General features: G+C 62.5%; 18 protein-coding genes and 1 tRNA gene. 11 read left to right on the forward strand and 8 right to left on the reverse strand.

Features of this window, described 5'->3' with window-relative positions:
• Positions 1 to 67 precede the first annotated feature (67 nt).
• From G5C33_RS15690 to G5C33_RS15720, 7 genes are read left to right on the forward strand one after another with little or no spacing between them, the layout of a single operon-like run.
• Positions 68 to 802: a PIN domain-containing protein gene (locus tag G5C33_RS15690; protein ID WP_165328002.1), complete on the forward strand. Its 735-nt coding sequence runs from the start codon at positions 68 to 70 to the stop codon at positions 800 to 802.
• On the forward strand, positions 803 to 2,365 hold the full coding sequence (locus G5C33_RS15695) for a hypothetical protein (RefSeq protein ID WP_165328003.1): 1,563 nt from the start codon (positions 803 to 805) through the stop codon (positions 2,363 to 2,365).
• Entirely contained in the window at positions 2,362 to 4,077 is a 1,716-nt protein-coding gene (locus G5C33_RS15700) for a GTPase domain-containing protein (RefSeq protein ID WP_165328004.1), read from the forward strand. Before G5C33_RS15695 ends, G5C33_RS15700 begins: the two co-directional genes overlap by 4 nt.
• Positions 4,074 to 5,717 (forward strand): hypothetical protein, encoded by a 1,644-nt coding sequence (locus tag G5C33_RS15705; protein ID WP_165328005.1) that lies wholly within the window; start codon positions 4,074 to 4,076, stop codon positions 5,715 to 5,717. The genes G5C33_RS15700 and G5C33_RS15705 overlap by 4 nt, the downstream gene beginning before the upstream one ends.
• A complete protein-coding gene (locus G5C33_RS15710) occupies positions 5,714 to 8,329 on the forward strand; it encodes a hypothetical protein (RefSeq protein ID WP_165328006.1) in 2,616 nt (871 codons plus the stop codon). Before G5C33_RS15705 ends, G5C33_RS15710 begins: the two co-directional genes overlap by 4 nt.
• A complete protein-coding gene (locus tag G5C33_RS15715) occupies positions 8,322 to 10,754 on the forward strand; it encodes a hypothetical protein (protein ID WP_165328007.1) in 2,433 nt (810 codons plus the stop codon). The genes G5C33_RS15710 and G5C33_RS15715 overlap by 8 nt, the downstream gene beginning before the upstream one ends.
• 58 nt (positions 10,755 to 10,812) lie before the next feature.
• Positions 10,813 to 11,049, forward strand: coding sequence for a hypothetical protein (locus tag G5C33_RS15720; RefSeq protein WP_165328008.1), 237 nt, complete (start codon positions 10,813 to 10,815; stop codon positions 11,047 to 11,049).
• A 5-nt stretch (positions 11,050 to 11,054) separates the two neighbouring features.
• Here the strand turns inward: G5C33_RS15720 and G5C33_RS15725 are convergent, their stop codons facing one another.
• Positions 11,055 to 11,426: a hypothetical protein gene (locus tag G5C33_RS15725; RefSeq protein WP_165328009.1), complete on the reverse strand. Its 372-nt coding sequence runs from the start codon at positions 11,424 to 11,426 to the stop codon at positions 11,055 to 11,057.
• Positions 11,427 to 11,741: 315 nt separating this feature from the next.
• Here G5C33_RS15725 and G5C33_RS15730 point away from each other — a divergent pair.
• Positions 11,742 to 11,815 (forward strand) — tRNA-Gly (locus tag G5C33_RS15730).
• Between the two features lie 32 nt (positions 11,816 to 11,847).
• Here the strand turns inward: G5C33_RS15730 and paoC are convergent.
• From paoC to G5C33_RS15750, 4 genes are all read right to left on the reverse strand, one after another.
• On the reverse strand, positions 11,848 to 14,046 hold the full coding sequence (gene paoC, locus G5C33_RS15735; RefSeq protein WP_165328010.1) for an aldehyde oxidoreductase molybdenum-binding subunit PaoC: 2,199 nt from the start codon (positions 14,044 to 14,046) through the stop codon (positions 11,848 to 11,850).
• Positions 14,047 to 14,050: 4 nt separating this feature from the next.
• Positions 14,051 to 15,001, reverse strand: coding sequence for an FAD binding domain-containing protein (locus G5C33_RS15740; protein ID WP_165328011.1), 951 nt, complete (start codon positions 14,999 to 15,001; stop codon positions 14,051 to 14,053).
• Positions 15,002 to 15,004: 3 nt separating this feature from the next.
• Entirely contained in the window at positions 15,005 to 15,640 is a 636-nt protein-coding gene (gene paoA, locus G5C33_RS15745; RefSeq protein ID WP_165328012.1) for an aldehyde dehydrogenase iron-sulfur subunit PaoA, read from the reverse strand.
• Positions 15,641 to 16,091: 451 nt separating this feature from the next.
• On the reverse strand, positions 16,092 to 16,847 hold the full coding sequence (locus tag G5C33_RS15750) for a competence/damage-inducible protein A (protein WP_165328013.1): 756 nt from the start codon (positions 16,845 to 16,847) through the stop codon (positions 16,092 to 16,094).
• 65 nt (positions 16,848 to 16,912) lie between these two features.
• Here G5C33_RS15750 and map point away from each other — a divergent pair, with 65 nt between their 5' ends.
• On the forward strand, positions 16,913 to 17,740 hold the full coding sequence (gene map, locus G5C33_RS15755) for a type I methionyl aminopeptidase (protein ID WP_165328014.1): 828 nt from the start codon (positions 16,913 to 16,915) through the stop codon (positions 17,738 to 17,740).
• Positions 17,741 to 17,828: 88 nt separating this feature from the next.
• Here map and G5C33_RS15760 read toward each other — a convergent pair whose 3' ends face one another.
• Positions 17,829 to 18,029, reverse strand: a complete 201-nt coding sequence (locus G5C33_RS15760; RefSeq protein ID WP_165328015.1) for a hypothetical protein — start codon at positions 18,027 to 18,029, stop codon at positions 17,829 to 17,831.
• A gap of 113 nt (positions 18,030 to 18,142) precedes the next feature.
• Positions 18,143 to 18,631 carry a hypothetical protein gene (locus tag G5C33_RS15765; protein WP_165328016.1) on the reverse strand — a complete coding sequence of 163 codons (489 nt, stop codon included), beginning with the start codon at positions 18,629 to 18,631 and terminating at the stop codon, positions 18,143 to 18,145.
• Between the two features lie 266 nt (positions 18,632 to 18,897).
• Here G5C33_RS15765 and G5C33_RS15770 point away from each other — a divergent pair, with 266 nt between their 5' ends.
• A complete protein-coding gene (locus G5C33_RS15770; RefSeq protein ID WP_165328017.1) occupies positions 18,898 to 19,236 on the forward strand; it encodes a P-II family nitrogen regulator in 339 nt (112 codons plus the stop codon).
• 95 nt (positions 19,237 to 19,331) lie between these two features.
• Positions 19,332 to 20,744, forward strand: a complete 1,413-nt coding sequence (gene glnA, locus G5C33_RS15775; RefSeq protein WP_165328018.1) for a type I glutamate--ammonia ligase — start codon at positions 19,332 to 19,334, stop codon at positions 20,742 to 20,744.
• 84 nt (positions 20,745 to 20,828) lie between these two features.
• On the opposite strand, the gene G5C33_RS15780 is transcribed toward glnA, so the two are convergent.
• Entirely contained in the window at positions 20,829 to 21,803 is a 975-nt protein-coding gene (locus G5C33_RS15780; protein ID WP_165328019.1) for a quinone oxidoreductase family protein, read from the reverse strand.
• Positions 21,804 to 21,814 lie beyond the last annotated feature (11 nt).

Consider the following 21,814-nt stretch of genomic DNA (forward strand, 5'->3'; position numbering starts at 1 on the left):
TTGACGCCCCGCGACTGATCGCCCCAAAGTGAATTGGGGCCAGATTTTCATGATCGGGGGGGATGAGATGGCCGAGGTCGACGCCGCGAACGTTCGCGAGGAGTTGAAGGAAGAGCTCTACAAGCTTCTCATCAGCTCGATCGAAACCCGGATTCCTGGTCAGGTTGAAAATCTTCTGGTCGATCGCATCGTCGAGCAGCTTCAGCCCCGGCTTCAGCAGAAGGCCCAGATTTCGCTGGACGATGCAACGCGCGACCGGCTCGCTGAAGCAATCGCCATGAAATTGGGGCCGGACGAACAGAACGGCAGCGGCGGTGGCGGCGCGATGCCGCTTCTCGGCCAAGCCGGGTTCCTTGTCGCCAGCCTCCTTGCGGCGTTCGGCATCGTGGCTCTGATTGCTGCGGCATTTGTCCTCCTGCGGCCTGCCGAAACGCGGAGCGTGGCGACCGAGGATATCCCCCCGGTCGTGACGGAGCCGGCCGCCAATGACACCGGGAATCCTGCGTGGCGACAATTCGTCAGCCGACTGGCGTTGGAGCGAAGCGAGTTTTTCAAGAATCATAGCGCACTGATTTGCGGTGCCGACACGCTGTTGCTCGACTGCAGACCCTATTCCGCCTCGATAGAGGCCTGGAAGCAGCTTTCGGGCGATAGCGAGGTGGCTCAGCTCAAGCAGGTCGCGGTTGCGCTCGCCGACCAGACCGGTTGCGCGACGTCCTTCGACGACGCGACAGCGTATCAGCGCAACTTCTATATCGAGGGTATCGATCGATGCCTTGCCGATGCGGGAACCGGGCAATAGATGCCGCTTTCGCTGCCTATGGCTGTTTTCGGCCCGCTGGCGAACGGGGCGGATGTCCGCCTGCTCGCGCGTCCAGAAGGGAACCAGCTGAGTTCGGCCGCGCAGGCGGAGTTCAGCCGCTTTTATTATGCCGGGTGGCAGGGATCAGCGGTTCGCGAGAAGCCTTACTGGGCCTTTTTTCGCCTTGATAGTGACTATTGGGGGCTGGCGAAGTCCGAGGTTATCGCCAAGCGGTCGATGGGAGTCATTTTTGTCAGCTGGCTGCTGTTGCTCACCGAAGCGCAACTGAACGAGATCGGCTGGCAAACCTACTGCCTGTGGAACGAAGCGCTTCCCGCACCGCTAAGGCTTCTCGAGCCGGGAACGCGCCTGGCTCCGGCAGTCGTGCGACCGCACCCTGAATACGCGGTCGGCTCCGACGTTTTCGCGCCAGCCGAAAATCTCGCCTTTTCGATTTCCGCCGGTTGGGACCAGCATCGCCCTGTCTTTCTGCCGTCCGTTCCATCGCTCGGCGGAACGCCGGAATCGACCCTCGCCATTGTCCAGAAAAGGCTGGGCACGATGATTGCCGGACATAGCTATGCGACGTGGCCGGGCATTGAGGATCATGACTTTCAGACGCTCGACGGTCCGTTCGACCTGCTCGTAGGAGAGCGGCCGGCTGCCAAGAGGGAGCGGCTGACGGCAAACACGGAAACACCACCAACCACGGTCTGGCTCGATCGGCGACAACGCGAGTGCGGAATCGAAGGCGTGCCGAAAGAACTGAATGAGAGCGACCTCAAACAGATCGCGGAGGCGCGGTTCGAAGAGCATCGCAAACAGCTCGTCGAAAGGCGGAACTTCGGCGTATTCGGTGAGATCGCACGCTCCAGTCACGTCAATTCGTTCGCGGCGCCGACCCTGCTGTTCCTGGTAGTCGACGCACTGCCTCCCGCAGACAAGGTTACGGCGATCGATACGTTCGTCGCCGACGCGCTGAAGGATGTTCGCGAGGCCGGGCAGTTCGAGAACGGCAGCGACAAGATCGCGATCGAATCGATGACTCGCGACCTGATATTCCGGCTTGCGCCCCATACCATTGCCAAATTGCATCGCTCACTGTTCGGTACGGTCGACGCCCCAACGCTGACATCAGACATCGACAGGGCGCTCGATCGACAACTGGCCCGATGTTCCGATTGGAGCTGGGCGGCGCCCGCTACGCTGCGCGAAATGGCCGGTTTGCTGGAGCCTTCCGATGTCGCCGACCGGCTAAGGAACAAGCTGCTGGCAACGCTTGGCGCCATGAATGCAGCCGAAGCGAACGACGACATCGCGGCCTATCTCGACACGTGCCCCGACTTCGGGAGCGCGTGGAGCCGCTATCACAGCATGTCGAGCAGCCTGCCAGAGCGGCATCGGACAAGCTTTGAGAAGCATACCGCCCCAATACTGGAAGCGCGGGCGCTCGACTGCATCCGCAATCCCCGCAATGTGACCGAGGCGATGGAGGCGATTGTGCGAACCCTGTTCATGCTTGCCGATGGCGGTTTGAGCGGTTCGGAAGGAGCGATCCGATGAGCGTGCAGCAACTCTTCGCAACCTATTCCCCGCGCCTCTTCGGCACGCGCGATTTTTCGGTCTTCGGTGAACTGGCCCGGGAGATGATCGCAACCGGCGACGATGCCGCGGCCGGCGCCGAGGATGTCGAAGGCCTGTTGCGCATGACAGTCCGCGCCCTGGCGGCAGATCCATCGGGCTTGCAAACGGCCGCCGACGCGATCGATGCCTATGTCGCCGATGTTCTGCCAATTCGCCGCGAAGCCGGGCTGGACGGAGGCGAAATTGCGAAGCTGGCCGCAGAAGCAGGCGTACGCAACAAGCTCAAGCCACAGACCAATCTCGCGCTGAGGCAAGCCGGAGTGCCGCCGGCCCCTGTTGCACCTGAAGCGCAGCCGGAAGCGGGGAACGGGGCAAACGAAGAGGAGAACCCACCCGAAAAGGCGGCCCAGGAAGCGCAACCGGACACAGAAGAACCGACTGAAGCCGCCGAAACAGAAACGGCATTTGATGAACCCGAGAACGACGAGGGCGCCAGACCCGCGCGACGACCGACCAACGACGCGGCGTTCGGCAACCAGCCGATAAATTACGACATCGTCTGCGACATCCTGGTCAAGCGGTACAAGCCGGGCCGCATTCGGGCGGTGATCCTGGGCCTGGCGACGGCCGGCAAGACCTTCTTTGTCCAACGTCTCGCGCGTAATCTGCCCGACTATGCGCTGCTCAATTATTCCGGTGCGGTACAGTTGGGTGGAACGAAGACAGACCGTACGCAGGGACTCATCTATTACGAGCTGCGCGCCATCGAGAAGGGCGTCCCGTCGATCGACCTGTTCGACGTTCCGGGGGAAACGTTTCGCGAACTGTCCGGTGGCGACGCATCCGAAGAAACGCAGGCGGCTTCACCGCATCTGCAAAGTCTCTATGCGGTCATGGCCGCTGCCGATCTGGTCATCTTCATCGAACCGGCTTTCGAAGTGCTCGAGCCTGACCAGTATCTTAGCGACGGCGACGACTATGAGCCGTATCGGCGTAAGGATTTTGAAGAAGAAATCCGCAGCCAGGAACCCGATACGAGTCTGCTCGAGCTTGACCAGGCAGTAGAGGCCAGACTGAGGGCCTTCCGGCAAAACCATCTGAACCTTATCGAACATTTTCCCAACAATTTCGAGGTCGTCCGCGCCCGCACCGCCCATTTGCGAAACACTGCCCGCCCGGCGCTTCGCAGCGGTGATCTTGATCTCTTCAAGGCGGAAATCGCGAATTTTCTCAAACTGGATTTCGCCAGTCTCGACACGCAGCACCGTCCATTGCCCATCCCCGGGATCTACCTGCTGTCCAAGGCGGACGAATATGAGCGCAGGGTGACGGCGTCGAAGGGACTGTTCGACCGCGACCCTGCGCAAACCTTGGCGGAGTTCGTGCCGGCGCGGTACAAGGCTTATTCTCGCGGGTTTCGACTGTTCGGCGCGGACTTCATCACCTCGGAACGGAGAATCAGTGAAGACGATCCGGTGCGCGAGTTTGCCGGTGGAAAAGGCGCCGCCGGCTTTTCGGAATTGCTCCAGCACTGGGTGCACCCCGCCGTCAGGCTGACGCGCCCGGTGCGCTGGTGGGAACCGTGGCGGCTGGGGCAAAGCTGGGCCCAGTCGCCGACCAGGGCATTGGCCTGGCGCAAACGGCTCGACCGGGAATTTCGCGACGTCTGGAAGCGAAGGACTGGGGCATGACCGGAGCCAAAAAATCTCCGCTTCCGCAGCCGCGAGACAAGCCGGCGAGAGCGCACGCCATTCTGTTGCGGATGGGCGAATGGCGGCTCCGTCATCCGCGGCGGATGCTCGCGGCAATGACATTGATCCTTTTATTGCCTGCGCTGCTCTACCTGGGATTGGCCTGGATCATGACCGCCCCGGGAGAAGCGGGCGGACTTCCCACATCCAGTATCACGCTGATTGCACCGGACGACCCTTCGCGGCGGGATCTGCAGCGCGACGTCAACCAGGCAACGCCCGCGGAGCGGGAGCGTATCGCCACACTGAGCTTCGTGCTCCATCCATTTCCCTATATGATGCCGCTCCAAAGCGGAATGATTCCGTCGGGCGAGAATTTACAAGGTTCGGATACCGGCGCGCGAACCAAAAGCTATGTCGGAATCGGACGGCTATTCCAACGATCGGGGTGCGCGGACGACGCGAAACAGATTACCGCCGGGCGCGTCACCGATGCTGCAGCACTGAAGCGAGCCGAAGAAATGCTGATCCCCCTTCAGGCAGGATCGGACGGCGTCAATCTCGCTCGATATTTCTATTATTCCGGGCTCTTGCAGCTCTGTAACAATGACATGCGGCAGGCCTATAACGCCTTCAAAACAGCGCGTGCGACGCTGGAAAAGGTTGATTCCAGCCCGGATCCGAACAGCACGGTCGGCCAATACCGCTATGTCAGCGCTGCGGGGGAAAGGCTTGCCGCCGCCCAAATAGACGCCACGTTGCCCACCCTGCCCGATGTTCCCGGTGTATTCGGCTCAAGGCTTTGCCCCGAAAGTCAATTCAGCGACGGTTGTGCATTGTTTCACTGGCCCAAGCGGCGAACGGCCCTTGTTGAGCTGCATACATTTTTGCTGGATCCACACGCCTCCGCGACATCCTATCGCGACGCACTGGCCGACGCCGGCAATGGGTATGGGACTCTCAGCGCGCGCAACTTTGCGAATACGGTTGTCGCGCACGCAAAGGCCGGCGATTACGAAAATGTCGCCTCCCTGCTGAACCAGACAAGCTCTATCGCCTCGGACCGCGATTGCGATGCGCTCGGCCGCATTGCCAATATCGGCTGGATAACCGGCAAGCTCGACCAAAGCAGCGACAATTTTACCTGTTCGCGTGGTGGTTTGCCGACGAACGACGGCACGCTGGGGACCGATTTCAAGCGGATCGAGGTATGGGAACAAGTCCATCGCTACCGAGCCGCATTGCGTGTCGGCAACTTTCAGGAACTGATCGCCTGGATGCATGCCATCGACAAGCAATCCCCGGACGAGCGTGCATTTCTGGAACGAGTCCGCACCGAATTGCTTGCGCGGCTGAGCAAGCGACTTCTGGCACAGGCCGAGCAACTGCGAAAGAAAGGGAGTGGGGAAAAAACCCGAACCGATCTGCTCAAGCTGTTGCGCCTCGAAGCATTTCCCTTCGCCACGCGCATGTCCGCGGCAATTGCACTTTCGTGGGGCCCCGTTGAATATACCTACTGGGTTCCGGCGGTTCTCACACTGCTGCTGCTGATCTTGCTCCGGCTGTTTTGGGACTTTTTGGCCGGCTACCGATTGATGTTCACGCAGCGTCACTATCAGGAACGGCAGAGCCATTCATGACATTGACTCTGCTGCTCGGCGGGATCGTCTGGTTCGCGATTGCATGCACGCTCGTCTGGTTCGGCAGTGCCGGTTCTGGCCTGCGCCGCGTCATCGGGATAGTGCTTGCTCTGCTCGGGCCCGTCATGGGCATCGCAATGTTTTATTTCGCGCTGGCCGAGGGTGCGGCGAGCGCTGGCGCGCCAGACGCCTCCGGCCGTCGCGCCGGTCAGACCCGGATCGTGCTGCTGGAAGCCGATATTCAGCGGAGCGAAGGTTCGCAAACGCTGAGCATGGGCGGTGATCCTGCAACCGACGATATCGTGCTCGACGGGTTTCCGCCCGCGGTTGCGATTGTAAAGGAGGTCGATGGCACGACGCGCGTGAGCGTTAAAGAGCGCGCTGCCGAAGAACCCGCCGTTGCGCTTTTTGCGGGGAACAACCGTATCCTTCCGGGCAATTCGCTTGCCGTGCCGAAGACAGTGACGCTGAGGTTCGCCACGGTCGAGGACGGAAACGACATCCCCGCCGAAATCGACGATCTGCCCACCACGCACCTGAGCCTGTCGGTATCGCGGACCGAAAAGCGCTGGAACATCGCCTTTCTGGATCCCGAAGCCGAATACACATCGGGCGGAAACGTCCAGCCCGCCAGCGCGGATCTCGAACATCAGCCGCGAGAGGGCGACAATGTCGTTGCGTTCGGCATGCTCGGCGGGACGTTTGCGCCACTGCTCGAACATGTCGAGCTCGTCCTGCCCCAAGAAGCCGGACTGCACACCTATGTCAGCGGCAACAGCCCGGGATACAAGGACAATCAGCGGATCGAGGTCAGGGAAGGCGGCCTCGGCATCGTTCTTCGTGTCGACCCGTTAAATTTGACCTCCGGCTTGCGCGGCTATGCGGGGCAAGTCGCCAGCCTGATCTTGGTTGCTTCGATGATCGTGACCTGGCGAGTCCGGCGCGATGTACCGCTAGCCGCAATGTTGCTGGCAACGGCCGAAGTGCTTCTCTCGCTCCGCATAATCGTCGCGATGGAGGGCGGACTGGTCGATGAAACGGTGCGTTCGCGAGCCGCCCTGGGAGATGCACTGGTGGCACTGCCCCTTGGCCTGCTGGCGCTGAGCGCCGCCATCGGATCGATCAAACGTCTGCCGATTCAGGGCGTGGTGTTCGGCGGGTCCGCGATCTGCGTGATGCTGCTGATCAAGGCGGTGCATCATGATATCCCGGAGACGAGCTGGCAGGTCGTCAAGTTGCTGATGGCGCTGACGCTACTGGCAATCACCATACGGTATTCGCTCATTCCTAGGGGATATCGCCTTGCGCGCAGGCTGCTCGAACAGGCCAAAAAGCGCGCTCCGGCTGCGTGGAGGGCGCGGCTCGCTTCGCTTCGAAACGGCAGAGTGTCGCTGATTATCAGAGATTGGGTCGCGCGCACCCGAGCGCTGCCGCTGTTGCATTGGTTACGGCGGCAATGGTGGCTGCCGATTCTGGTGGCATATGCGTTCGGTGTGGCGCTGGTCTCGTTACGCATCATCCTCGCAGAGCTGGGAATGCAGGAACGCATCAGCGCAGGCCAGAGCAGCAGCGGCGCGCTGAGCATCGGCTTCGTACCGCTGACATTACTTGCCGCAACCCCGCTTTTACTGTTGCTTTCGCGCGTCAAGGAGCGCCGCCATATCTTCTTTTGCGGGATCGCCTTCCTGGTATTTCTGGCCCTGTTCGTGCTCCTCCTTAATTATCGGGTCGGCGATAGCGGCCTGGGCATTGTCCTGATGGTGAGCCTGGCCTTGGCCGGCGCTGGAGGCCGGCTGGAACGCACGCCTGCGGTAGGTCGCAATGCGTGGCTGACGATCACGCTCACGGCGTTCGCACTGGCATATGGCATGTCCGGTTATCTGGCGGGCAACAGCGGCTGGTGGATCATACCGCTGCTGCTGCTTCTAGGCGCGGTCGGATTGCAGCTATGGGTGCGTTCATGGGACAGCGCCTGTTCCATCCCCTGGCTGCTTCCGGCGGCGACGTTGAGCGCAATCATCCTGTTGACCTCCTTCCCGCAATTGCGGCCGGAAATGTCCTCCCCGCCAGGCAATGTGGAAGCGATGTCGGGCAGCTCGGTTCCCGAACTGCGTCTGATGGCAGCGCTGGCCCCGGAACGCCTGGCGTTTCAGGCGGGCCAGTCAGCGGACGACATCCGGGAGACCTTCGGGCATCTTTCCTACTATATCGATGACTGGGATGGGCACGGGATGCTGAACTTTCCGCAGCCGCCGCCGGGTCTGAAGAAGCAGCAATTCAGCGACTATGCGCTGGCCTTGCACGTCGTTTCCCCGTTCGGCAGGTTTGCCGCCATTGGTCTTTTACTGATGCTTGCGGGTCTGGCTGCGCTGGCCTTTTCCCGGGTCCAAGAGAATCGCGGCGAAATTTGGTTCGGCGCACTGGCGATCACTGCCTTCGCGGGCACATCTGCCTATATCGCGCTCGCAAACCTGCTGCAGGCTCCCTTTACCGGCCGCAATTTTTACCTTTTGGCCGTGCAATCCTCCAGCGACCTGGCGGAAGGACTGCTGTTGCTGATTCTTGGCGCGGTAACGCTGGCGGCCGTCGACACCGAGGTGCGCGATGAATAATCAGCAGCTGGCACTTGCATCCCGCCGTTCGCCGCTGCTGGCATGTATACTGGCAGGAGCGGCGTTGCTGGTTGCCCTCGGCCCGACCGGTACGCAATGGCGACAGAGCCATCTCAGTATCGTCGCGCAACGTCTTGTCGAGGCCGGCTGGTTCAAGGTGTCGGATACCGACACGCGACGCGAGATCGTTCTGGCCGACACCGAAGGTAATACGGATACTCTCGCGAACCGCGCAAGCGTGGTCGAAGCAGTGCCCGGACTGACGCGACATATGCGCCGGCTCGATTTTTGGCTGACGGGAAGCGAAGACAGGGTCCTGGGTTTCGAGGCAAATGACAATATCCGAAGCCCTTTCGAAAACGGTGACACCTGGTCGGGTGAAATGCACTATGGCCGGCGCCCGGACATTGATGTGATCCCCCTTGTCCGCAGCGGCGAGACTGGCGGACAGATCCTGCTTTCAGCCGACCCCGCTCTGGATCTTCGCATCAGGAGACGCTGGTCACGAATCGACATAAGGCACCCGGAAGCTGGGCCCCGCTCGGGCAATGTCTTCGAGTTGATGTGCGGCAATGAGCCCGGCGCGCTGGTCTATCGAATAGCGGACGCAGTGATCGTCAATACGGACGCCCGCGGTAAATGCGAGGTCAAACTGCGAGGCCAGCGTCTGGGAGACAGCGACTATTGCCAAAGCCACGACATCCCGATGGCGCGCTGCGGCTTCGGCGTCTTGCGGCCCGGCGACCTGCTGACATTTTCGATGCCGGAGGGCGGGGAGAACAGCTTTGTTGCTCGCTATCAGCGCCGCGCGCTGCCCAGCTCCGCAATGGTGATGCGCCGGAACGCCAACATGGACAAGATACCCGCCCCGGGCCTTGGCGATTTCGTCAGGGCGACTGCGCTCGATCTGGGCGGGGCGTTGATCGGGTGCGAGAATGGCGCGGCGAACCTGACGATCGGCTGTAGGCAGGATCTGAAACTGTCACTGGACTATCAGGTCCAGCAGCAGGTCCAGTCGATCTTGACCGCAGATCGTGCAAGCCGACAGGAACAGGGGCTCCGCGGCGTCGCTGCCATTGTGGTAATGAACTCGCGCTCCGGCGAAGTGCTGGCAATGGGCGGCTACAGCATGCCGGACAACCGCTATTGCCCGATGGCGGCACTATGCCTTCTTCCTGTCGGGTCGGCTGCAAAACCGGTCTTCGCGACAGCAATGATCGGCGGCGTCACCGACAATGACCTGTCTACGCTGAAAATTCCCCATCGCGGCGCCGAACTGAGTGACATTCTCGGGCTTCAATTCAACGGAACCGTTCAGAATACCAATCGCAACACTCCGATCAACGATCCCGTGAGTTTGTCGACGTTCCTGCGATACAGCGACAACCACTATATCGAATCAATGCTGATCCTGGCTTCCGGGACAGGAAACGAGTCCACGTGCCCCATGACGGCAGAAGACTGGTACGAACTCGACGGGAAGCGAGTGACCGGTGAACGGCCTCGTTCAAGCTTTGAGGATGAAAACTGCGCGCCGCTACGCCGTGGTTTCCAGGCAAGGTTCCGGCCCGGCTGGGCGGACAAGCTGGACGAATATTTCGGGCTTACCCCGTACGGACGGGACACGATGGATCCTGAAACATTGTGCAAAAATTCCCGGATGGCCGGTAATATGAGCTATGATGCCATGCCTTGGCACGCCTTGTTTCAGCCCGAGGCCGATCGGTGCCTGATGGCGAATTCTGGACTGCAGCGCAATTGGATGCAGATCGATCGCATGCGGGACTTTCGCACGGAAGCCGTGCCGTTCCTTCTGGGTAACAACGGGGGACATTGGAGCGCCGTCAAGCTGGCTGAAGCGCACGCTCGTATCGTCACCGGTCGCGCTGTCTGGGCCAGCTTTGTATACTTAGGGGGCGAACCAGCTTCGCAAGCCATCGACTTCAGCAACGGAAGGACCGATGCCCGGGTGGCCGTAAGCGCCGGCATGGCCAAGGTGATCGTGGGCACTGCCGCCCACTCGGAAGTCCCGGCGGCGGTACGCAGGCTACGCGACAGATTGCCCAGAGGCTATGCGCTCGGCGTCTTCGCCAAGACGGGCACGATGCAATTGCCAAGCGAGAGCGCTATCGCGCAGGACTGCATCGGAGAAGTTCCTATGCGCGAATGCGTCGGCAAGGCATTTGTCATCACACTCGCCGTCTATAACGACACCGGCTCGCTTTCGCGCGACCCCGAGACAGGGCTGGTAACGGACGCTGCCCTTCGGCCGCGCTGCGCGATTACCACCGTAGTCAACTTTCCGCGCTGGAACGGACACGGTGGCGCCTTCGCTGCCGTCAATACTGCCGCTACGTTGATCGACGGCAAGATCGGTGAGCGTTTGCTCGAAACGGAAGGGATCTTTTGTGGGCCACGCGATTAGGCCACTTCGCCATCTACGAGCCTATGTAACGCTCCGCGATGCCATTCCGCTCGGCATCTTGATCCTTCTCGCGATCACGAGCTACCAGGCGTTTGAAGTTCCGAAATCGGAGCGCGTAAGCCAACCGGTGCGCGTGACGGTCGCGCGTCGGGACGGGGAAACCGCCACGCAGATCTGCCATCGTTACGGGATCCCGGTAGACAGCTACTGCCAAAGCATGGAGGTCGAGGCCGATCGCGCGACGCTGACGCTTGATCCAGACCCGCTTTCAACCGATGCCGGTTCGTCGCGCTGATCGCGTCAGTGCGGCTGCCCTTGTGCCTGCTCCAGATTGGTAAATGATGTGTGAAATCCGGCCCAAGAGCGGCGGACCGGGATTCTCCGATCCGTATATTTCGCCACTTCAAGCACTTCCGACATGGTTCGTCCTTCGCCGTTGATCCACACGACCAACGGCGCCGTGGCGGCGCTCGAACCGCATTTCGCCACGCGAAATTTCACGCCGACCCGACCGCCGCGAACGATGGTGCATTCAGGTTCGGCGGAAAGCATGAAGGTCTGATGCGCCGCCTGTTCGAGAGCAGACTGCAGATCGGCAATGGCAGTGTCCGCTGCAGGTCCGTCGCCCACTGTTTCAGCGTGCTGGCCAAGAAAATTTGCATGAATGTTCATGATCGCCGTCCCCCATTGGGCTTTGGCAAGCAATGAAGGAAATAGGCTAAAGAGAGGTTAAACAGGGCTCCGTAGCCTACCGGTACGGTTCCTTACTGATCTGGAGTCGCAGCCATTGAGCGCCGGCTTCGAGCCTCCCGCCACGGATGACGGGATCTTTGAATGTCCGCTTTTGGGGGCACCGGCGGGTTGGCCAACTGCAAGTGGAAAGGCGTTGACGGCACTCTCGCCAGGTGCCATCGGCGGACGGATCGAGTGCATAGCTGTGAGACGCTCTCTCAACTGAGCTTCAAGATCCGGCCAGGCCCTTGAAATGCGGGTGTAGCTCAATGGTAGAGCAGAAGCTTCCCAAGCTTACGACGAGGGTTCGATTCCCTTCACCCGCTCCAGCCTTTCACCACCCCGGCGCTGCGCCTCCTTCTCAACCGTCGACCGCGGGAAGCTGATCGAGATATTTGTCGAGCGTGAGCGGATAGGCGCGCGTGCGTACGCCGGTGGCGTTGTAGACTGCGTTGGCGACCGCCGCCCCCGGGCCGCAAATGCCCAGTTCGCCGACACCCTTTGCCTTCATCGGCGAGATGATCGGATCGAGCGTGTCGAGGAACACCACCTCCTGATGCGGGATATCGGCATGCACCGGCACTTCGTACCCGGCCAGATCGTGATTGACGAAGAAGCCGAAGCGCTTGTCGACCGCCAGTTCCTCGGTCAGCGCGGCGCCGACCGACATCACCATCGCCCCGATCACCTGGCTGCGCGCCGACAGCGGGTTGAGGATGCGCCCCGCATCGCACACCGAGAGCATCCGGCGGACATGCGTTTCGCCGGTATAGGCATCGACCGCGACTTCGCAGAAATGCGCGGCATAGGTGCCGACGTCATAATCCTGTTTGAAATCGCCATAGGTCATTGAATCCTCGGCGGAGATCGGCCCGGCATCGGCCAGCGCGATGCTGCGGTTGCCCAGGCCGATGCGGCCATTTTCGAACGTCGCGGCGTCGCCATCGAAGCCCAGCTTCTCGCCGATCGCGCGACGCAGATTGACGCAGGCGGCATAAACGCCCGCCGTGGAGCTGGCCGCCCCCCACTGCCCGCCCGACCCGGCCGAGACCGGATAGCGGGAATCGCCCAGCTCGACCTGCACATGGCTGAGCGGCACGCCCATCACTTCGGCCGCGGTCTGCGCGATGATGGTGTAGCTGCCGGTGCCGATATCGGTCATGTCGGTTTCGACGGTGATGCGCCCATCGGCGCCCAGCCGGATGCGCGCTGCCGATTGCAGCGCAGGGCCGCTGCGATAGCCGGCGGACATACCCATCCCCATCAGCCAGCGCCCCTCGCGGCGGCTGGCGGGCCTGGGGAACTTCCCCCCATGCGCCCAGCCGAATTTCTGCGCGCCTTCGCGCAGGCAGCGATCGAGATGCCGGTCCGAAATCCGGGTTTCGGGATCGCCGGGAACGACGTCCTTGGAATCGTTGAGCAGGCGCAGGCGAACCGGACACATGTCCAGCTTTTCGGCCAGTTCGTCCATCGCCACTTCGAGCGCGAGATGCCCCGCCGCCTCGCCCGGCGCGCGCATCGCATTGCCTTCGGGCAAGTCGAGCCGCGCCAGATAATTGGCATTGAGGCGATTGGCGCCGGCATAAAGTTTGGGCGTCTGGAGCGTCCCGTCCTCACCCCCGCCGCCGGGCAGGTTGCCTGACCAGTTTTCATGCGCGATCGCAGTGATCCGGCCATCCTGTCCGGCACCCAGCCGGACGCGCTGGATCGTCGCATGGCGATGCGTGGTGTTGTTGAACACCAGCGGACGCTGCATCGCGATCTTCACCGGCCGCCCGGACGCCTTCGCCGCAAGCGCCGCCAGCACCGCATCGGCGCGCACGAACAGCTTGCCGCCGAAGCCGCCGCCCAGAAACGGCGAATCGACGCGAATCTTGTCGGGCGAAATGCCAAGGATCTTCCCCAGGCTCTGCTTGCCCCACTGGATCATCTGGTTCGACGTCCACAGCGTCAGCCGATCGCCGTCCCACGCCGCGATGGTGGCGAAAGGCTCCATCATCGCATGACTTTCGTCGGGCGTATGATAGGTCGCGTCGACGGTCACCGGCGCGGCGGCGAAGGCCGATTCGAAATCGCCGAGCGTCTGAGGGCCTGAATCGCTCGCAAGCGGCGCATCTGCCTTGGCCGCGGCAAGATCATATTGTCCTTCGGCGCGCTCATAGCGCGTCTGGATCAGATTCGCCGCGGCACGCGCCTGTTCAAAGGTTTCCGCGACGACACAGGCAATCGCCTGATGATAATGCGCGATTTCGCTGCCGCCGAACAGCGGCGCATAATTCGCCATCCCCTTGCCGACCGGATCGGTTTCGGGCGCAGCGACGACGGCGATCACCCCCGGCGCATTGCGCGCGGCCGTGACATCCATCGAAGCGATCCGGCCCTTGGCGATCGCCGATCCGACGATCCAGCCATAGGCCTGATTGGGCGCGACATCGTGCCGTTCATAGGCGTAGGGCGCCGTGCCCGTCGTCTTGAGCGGGCCATCGATGCGCGGCGTCGATTTGCCGACCACCTTGGCATTGTCGAACAGATTGTTTCCGGCGGGAGCATTAAATTCCATCGGTTCAGCTCCTTGCTTCGGCGATCACTCCGGCCAGCGTGCGTTCCGCCAGCGGGATCTTGAATGCGTTGTCTTCAGTCGGGCGGGCGTCGGCAAAGGCGCGGTCGACCACCGCCTTCGCCCCCTGCGGCAGCAGCGCATCGGCGGCCTCGACACGCCAGGGCCTGGGCGCGACGCCGCCGAATGCGACGCGGCCCGTGCCGTCGGGCTGGATCACCGCCGCGACCGAAACCAGCGCAAAGGCATAGGAGCGCCGGTCGCGTACCTTGTGATAGAGATGGGTACCGCCCAGCGGACGCGGCAGCGTGACCGCAGTGATCAGCTCGTCAGGCTCGAGCACCGTTTCGATATGCGGCGTATCGCCCCACAGGCGATGAAAGTCCGCGATCGGAATCGCGCGGGTTTCGCCGTTCGATTTCACCGTTTCGACCACTGCGTCGAGCAGCCGCATCGCGACCGCCATGTCGCCGGGATAGGTGGCGATGCACTTGTCCGACGTGCCGATCACGCCAAGCTGCCGCGAAGCGCCCGCGATCGCCGCGCAGCCGCTGCCGGGCTTGCGCTTGTTGCACGGCATGTTGGGGTCATAGAAATAGGGGCAGCGCGTGCGCTGGAGCAGATTGCCGCCGGTGGTCGCCTTGTTGCGCAACTGGCCGGAGGCACCGGCGACGATCGCGCGGGTCAGCACGCCGTAATCGCGGCGCACGCGCGGGTGCGCGGCAAGCGCGGTGTTGGTCACCAGCGTGCCGATACGCAAGCCGCCATCTTCGGTTTCCTCGATGTCGTCGAGCCCGAGATCCTGCACATCGACCAGGTGAGTCGGCGTTTCGATCTCCAGCTTCATCAGATCGAGCAGATTGGTGCCGCCGGCGATGAACTTGGCGCCCTGCCGCGTGGCGATCGCCCCGGCCGCATCGGCGGGCGAAGCGGCGCGTTCATAAGTGAATGCTCGCATCGATCAGCCCTCCGCGACTTCGGTCATGGCATCGAGAATGTTCGAATAGGCGCCGCAACGGCAGATATTGCCGCTCATCCGCTCGCGCATTTCCATATTGCTCGCCTGCATGTCGCCGGTCAGATCCTCGGTGACGTGGCTGGGCACGCCGGCGCGGATTTCCTCGAGCGTCGCAACCGCCGAACAAATCTGCCCCGGCGTGCAATAGCCGCATTGATAGCCGTCATGCTTGACGAACGCCGCCTGCATCGGGTGCAGATTCTCGGGATCGCCGAGCCCCTCGATCGTCGTCACTTCGTCGCCTTCGTGCATCACCGCCAGACTGAGACAGCTGTTGATGCGCGTGCCGTTGACCATCACCGTGCAGGCGCCGCACTGGCCGTGGTCGCACCCCTTCTTGGTGCCGGTCAGCCGCAGATGTTCGCGCAGCGTATCCAGCAGCGTCGTTCGCGGATCGAGCTGCAATTCATGTTGCGTGCCGTTGACCGTCATCGTCGTGGTCATCGTCGGAGTGCCCGTCTGCGTCGCCATGCGTTCGGCCTTTGCTTCGTTTCCGGCGATGGTGGAAGCGGCCATGCTGGCGGCACCTCCCATCAGGATGCCGCGCCGCGACACCGTGAAGTGATTGTCGTCACGCATAGGGCCAAACCTCCTTCAGGCGCAGTATTCCAGCATGATGCTAGGGCATGCCGGACCAAGTGATTACCGCCATAAAGCGGCATGGGCTTTTGCACGCAATTCAACAATGGGCGCGCTATGGCACCGTCCTCCAGACAAGAGGAACGCATCCCGGCGCAAAAAGGCTTCCTCGTCCGGTCACTTTCCGTCTGCGCGCGGCGTTGCCGGATCGGGCGCGCGCGGCAAACCGGTTTGCGCCGCCAACCGGCTGTCGGGGCGATAGCGCGAAAACGGCGGAAATCCGTATAAAGTTCGCACCGGGTCGCGACGTAACGCGCGCACACGCGCCTGCATGTGCGCACGCGCGGGCGCGCGAGGGAGGGAGTATAACGAAATCAAAGAACCCGGCGGCGATGGCACGAACCATGTCGTGTAGGACAGCGTTTTGTTGTTCAGCTGCTGTCGGAAGGGATCAGATCCCGCCTTCGACCACGGTACGCCCCTGCCCCTCCAGCCCGGCGGTCAGATCGGCGATGCTGGCATCGACATCCTCCTGCGACGTGGAGCGGACGACGAAATTGGCGCCGACCCGCCCTTCGCGGAAAAAGGGATAGCTGCCGATCGTCACGCCTTCGCGGGACCGCTCCACCGTCGCCAGCAGTTCGGCAATTTCGCTTTCGGCGACCCAGCAGCCGATGGTCCGCGCGACCAGCGGCAACCCGCCCTCGAGCTGACCGGTCAGCGCATCGAGCATGCCCGCGGCGATATGCGGCACGCCGGCGAGCACATAGATATTCCCGATATGGATGCCCGGCGCGCCCGACATGCGATTGGCGATCAGGCTCGCGCCTTCGGGGACACGCGCCATGCGCAGCCGCATGTCGGTGAGCCCGCCGCGCGTTTCGTAATGCGCTTCCAGCATCGCGCGCGCTTCGGGATGGATGACCACCGGCACGCCGAGCGCGGCGGCGATCGCATCGACAGTGATGTCGTCATGCGTCGGGCCGATGCCGCCGGTGGTGAAGCAATAATCATAGCGGGCACGCAGCGTGTCGACCGCCTCGACGATGGCTTCCTGGCGATCGGCGACGACGCGCACTTCGCCCAGGCGAATCCCCTGCGCGTTGAGCCAGGTGGCGAGTTGCGCCACATTCTTGTCCTGCGTGCGGCCCGACAATATCTCGTCGCCGATGACGGTCAGGCCCGCCGTCCAGATCCTATCCGACATGCACAGCGCCATAGACCAGCCAACCGGTCTCGCAAAGCGCGATGCAATCGCCTATATCCCCCGCCATGACCGAATATGTAAGCGTAACCGAAGCAACGCCGCAGGCGCGCACCGGCGCCATCAAACTGCATGGCCCCGAGGGATTCGAGGGGATGCGCAAGGCCGGGCGCCTTGCCGCCGAAATTCTCGACGCGCTGGTGCCGCATGTCGTGCCGGGCGTGACGACCGGCGAACTCGACGACATCGTCCGCACCATGACGTTCGACGGCGGCGGCACGCCCGCGACGCTCGGCTATCGCGGCTATACGCACAGCTGCTGCATTTCGATCAACCATGTCGTGTGCCACGGAATTCCGGGCGATCGCGTGATCAAGGACGGCGATATCCTGAACATCGACGTGACGCCGATGGTCGATGGCTGGCACGGCGATACCAGCCGCATGTTCCTGGCGGGCGACGTGCCGATCAAGGCGAAGCGGCTGGTCGACGTTACCTATGAGTGCCTGATGCTCGGCATCGACCAGGCGAAGCCGGGCAACTATCTGGGCGACATCAGCCATGCGATTCAGCAGCATGCCGAAAAGCACCGCTATGGCGTGGTGCGCGATTTCTGCGGGCACGGGCTGGGGCAGATATTTCACGACGCGCCCGAAGTCGTCCATGTCGGCCGCCCGGGCACGGGGCCGGAGCTGAAGCCCGGCATGTTCTTCACGATCGAGCCGATGATCAATATCGGCCGCCCCGATGTGAAGCTGCTCGACGACGGCTGGACGGCAGTGACGCGCGACCGCTCGCTGTCGGCGCAGTTCGAACATTCGATCGGGATTACCGAGGAAGGGTGCGAGATCTTCACCACCAGCCCCAAGGGTCTCAACGCGCCGCCCTATTCCTGAGCGCGCAACCGGGTCTCCCCGCCCCCTTGCCGGCTGCGGCCAGGAGTGCGCCCGGTGCGCATCGCGTGCCGGTGAGAGACAAAGGCGGTCAGATGCCGCGGTTCATCCAGTCGCGCAGGCACTGGCGCGCTTCGCGTGCGGACATGCGCCCGGCCGGGCCATCGATCCAGCATTCGGCCGTGTCGTCGGCATAAGCCATCGCCGACAGGCCGTATGCCATGATGACCAGCGGCCCGCTGGCGACCGCCACGACCGCGCCGTCTTCCGGCATACGCCGGTAGACGGTCACTCGCACGTCCCTGCCGATAGCCCTCACGATCCGCGTGCTCCAAGGTCACTTGCCCGTCACAACATCTGCATAACTTCGCAGAAGCTGCAACGGTTCCCTCGGAGGGAACGAATTCAGTCTTCGTCGAGCGCGGCGCGACAGCTGTCGAATGCGTCGAAAAGCTGTCCGGTCTGGCCATCGTCGGGAAGGTCGAGATCGAACACCGTCGCTCCACCCTGCCGGCTGAGCCGCACGCGCGGCCCGTAGCGCAAAAGCTTGACGCCCGATTCCATCGGCGTCTGGAAGACCAGGCCGTCATTGCTGGCCGTGGTGCTGACGGCGAGATCCATTTCCTGGCCGGTGCCGAAGGTCCAGAGCATGTCCATCGTCTGGGTCGTGCCGTCGGCGGTACCCCTGGTCTGATCGCTGGTCAGCGATATCAGCCCATCGGTCGGCGTACTCGCCATGATTTCGAAACGCTGACTGCCCGAATCATAGCGCGCGAGGCAAGCCTCACCGTTCGCAGCGAGCTTCCACGGCCCGAACTGCTGCACCTGGGCTTGCGCCGATCCGGCGACGGCGAAGGAAATGAAGGCAAGCGAGGCAACAATCGTCTTCCGCATGAAGGCTCTCCCTGTTGGTCGCCGCCAGCATGCAGGGCCGACGCCGCGCGCGCCAGTTACAATAGCGGTTAACCCTGACCCGCGCGATCCCTTTCGCATTGCCATCCTTTCGGGCAAGACAGGCGCCGCTGCTCATTCGCTAGGCAGTTGTTAATGTTTTGGAAGCCGTCACGCCCCGGATACCGGCGACGCGCGATACTGGCACGCTTGTTGCCAGTGAGGCCGATACGAGGGGAGATACTGAAAATGACCTGTCGGGGGATTTCGTGAAAAAGATCGAAGCGATCATCAAGCCGTTCAAGCTCGATGAAGTAAAGGAAGCGCTGCACGAAGTGGGCGTTTCGGGAATCACCGTGACCGAGGCCAAGGGCTTCGGACGCCAGAAGGGCCACACCGAACTCTATCGCGGTGCGGAATATGTCGTCGACTTCCTGCCCAAGGTGAAGCTGGAAGTCGTCGTCGACGACGCTGTCGCCGAACGCGTAGTCGAAGCAGTCGCGAATGCCGCCCAGACCGGACGGATCGGCGACGGCAAGGTGTTCGTGATGCCGGTGGAAACCGCGCTGCGCATCCGCACGGGCGAGCGTGACGACGACGCCATTTGACGCGACGCAGCATTTTTTGAAAGATGCATGACGAAAGCGTAACAATGTTGCCCGAGTCGCAGGGCAAACGCATTCATCAGAAAGGGACTGACTAAATGGCGAATGATGCGGGTACGATCCTGAAGATGATCAAGGAGCAGGAGATCGAGTGGGTCGACCTGCGTTTCACCGACCCGAAGGGCAAGTGGCAGCATCTGACGATGGTGTCGGGCGTGATCGGCGAGGACGAACTGACCGACGGGCTGATGTTCGACGGTTCGTCGATCGCGGGCTGGAAGGCGATTAACGAATCCGACATGATCCTGAAGCCGGATCTCGACGCTGTTTACATCGATCCGTTCTCGGCGACGCCGATGATGATCCTGTTCTGCGACATCGTCGAACCGTCGACCGGCGAATGGTATGCGCGCGATCCGCGCTCGACCGCCAAGCGCGCCGAAGTGCACCTCAAGTCGCTCGGCATCGGCGACACCGTCTATGTCGGCCCCGAAGCCGAATTCTTCATGTTCGACGATGTCCGGTTCGAAACCAGCTATTCGACCAGCTATTTCGCGATCGACGACATCGAACTGCCGACCAACAGCGGCAAGGAATATGAAGCCGGCAACCTGGCCCACCGGCCGCGCGCCAAGGGCGGTTATTTCCCGGTCGCGCCGGTCGACAGCGCCACCGATATCCGCGGCGAAATGGTTTCGACCATGATGGAAATGGGCCTGCCGTGCGACAAGCACCACCACGAAGTGGCGGCCGCGCAGCACGAACTCGGCCTCACCTTCGGCACGCTGGTCGAAACCGCCGACCGCATGCAGATCTACAAATATGTCGTCCACATGGTCGCGCAGGCCTATGGCAAGACGGCGACGTTCATGCCCAAGCCGATCAAGGAAGATAACGGTTCCGGCATGCACACCCACATGTCGATCTGGGACGGCGGCAACCCGCTGTTCGCAGGCGACGGCTATGCCGGCCTTTCGGAAATGTGCCTCTATTTCATCGGCGGCGTCATCAAGCACGCCAAGGCGCTCAATGCCTTCACCAACCCGACCACCAACAGCTACAAGCGTCTGGTGCCGGGCTATGAAGCGCCGGTGCTGCTCGCCTATTCGAGCCGCAACCGTTCGGCGTCGTGCCGCATTCCGTACGGCGCAGGCAGCAAGGCGAAGCGCGTCGAATTCCGCTTCCCCGATGCGATGGCCAATCCGTATCTCTGCTATGCGGCGCTGCTGATGGCCGGCCTCGACGGCATCCAGAACAAGATCCATCCGGGCGACCCGATGGACAAGAATCTCTATGATCTGCCGCCGGCCGAGCTGGAAGCGGTGCCGACCGTCGCCGGCTCGCTCCGCGAAGCGCTCGACAGCCTCGAGGCGGACATGGACTTCCTGCTCAAGGGTGACGTGTTCACCAAGGATCAGGTCGAAGCCTATATCGAACTCAAGCGCGAAGACGTCGCGGCCTGGGAAATGACCCCCAGCCCGGTCGAATTCGACATGTATTACAGCGCCTGATCCCAGGTCTGCTGGACAGCGGGAACGCCCGGGCAGCGATGCCCGGGCGTTTTCGTTTGTACCGCAGACTCGTTTGCCGAGCGGTTACGGAATCAACAACGTCGCGCCCTGCGTTTCGCCCGCTTCGATGCGGCGATGCGCCTCGGCCGCTTCCGACAGCGCGAAACGCTGGCCGATTTCGGGTCTGAGCACACCATCGGCAAGCAGTTCGAACAGCCGCCCCGCCCCGGCCTCGCGCGCTTCGGCCGTCGCATAATAGTCGAACAGCTTGGGGCGCGTGACGAACAGCGATCCGTGCCGGTTCAACGTCGCAAGCGCGACGCCCTCGACCGGGCCGCTGGCATTGCCGTAGCTGACGATCAGCCCGCGCGGCGCGGCGCTGTCGAGCGACGCCTGCCAGCTGTCCGCCCCGACCCCGTCGAGAATCACCGGCACGCCCTTCCCGTTGGTGATCTCGCGCACGCGCTCGGCGATCGACTCGCGTTTGTATTCGATCACATGATCGGCGCCGTGACGGCGTGCGCGTTCGGCCTTTCCGGGGCTGCCGACCGTCCCGATCACAGTCGCGCCGATATGCTTCAGCCACTGGACGAGCAGCGAACCGACCCCGCCCGCCGCGGCATGGACGAGCACGGTCATCCCTGCCTCCACGCGCGCGCAACGCTCGATCAGGAATTCGGCGGTACAACCCTTGAGAAAGGTGGCGGCGGCGATTTCATCGTCCACGCCCTCCGGCAGCTTGAAAAGATGCTCGGCGGCAAGGGTGCGGTGCGTGGCATAGGCGCCGAGCTGCGGACCATAGGTGACGACATGGTCGCCCTCGGCAAGACCGTCGACGCCCTCGCCCACGGCCTCGATGACGCCGGCGCCTTCGAGGCCGAGCACAGCGGGCAGTGCGACCGGATAGAGGCCGCTGCGATGATAGGTATCGATGAAATTCAGGCCGGCCGCGGTGGTGCGTATCCGCACCTCGCCCGGTCCGGGATCGGGCACCGCAACTTCGCTCCACTGGATAACCTCGGGCCCGCCGGTCCGTTCGATACGCGCTGCATGTGCCATGATTATCTCCG

Origin of the sequence: Sphingosinithalassobacter tenebrarum (genome assembly GCF_011057975.1) — a bacterium.
Classification (GTDB): domain Bacteria; phylum Pseudomonadota; class Alphaproteobacteria; order Sphingomonadales; family Sphingomonadaceae; genus Sphingomonas; species Sphingomonas tenebrarum.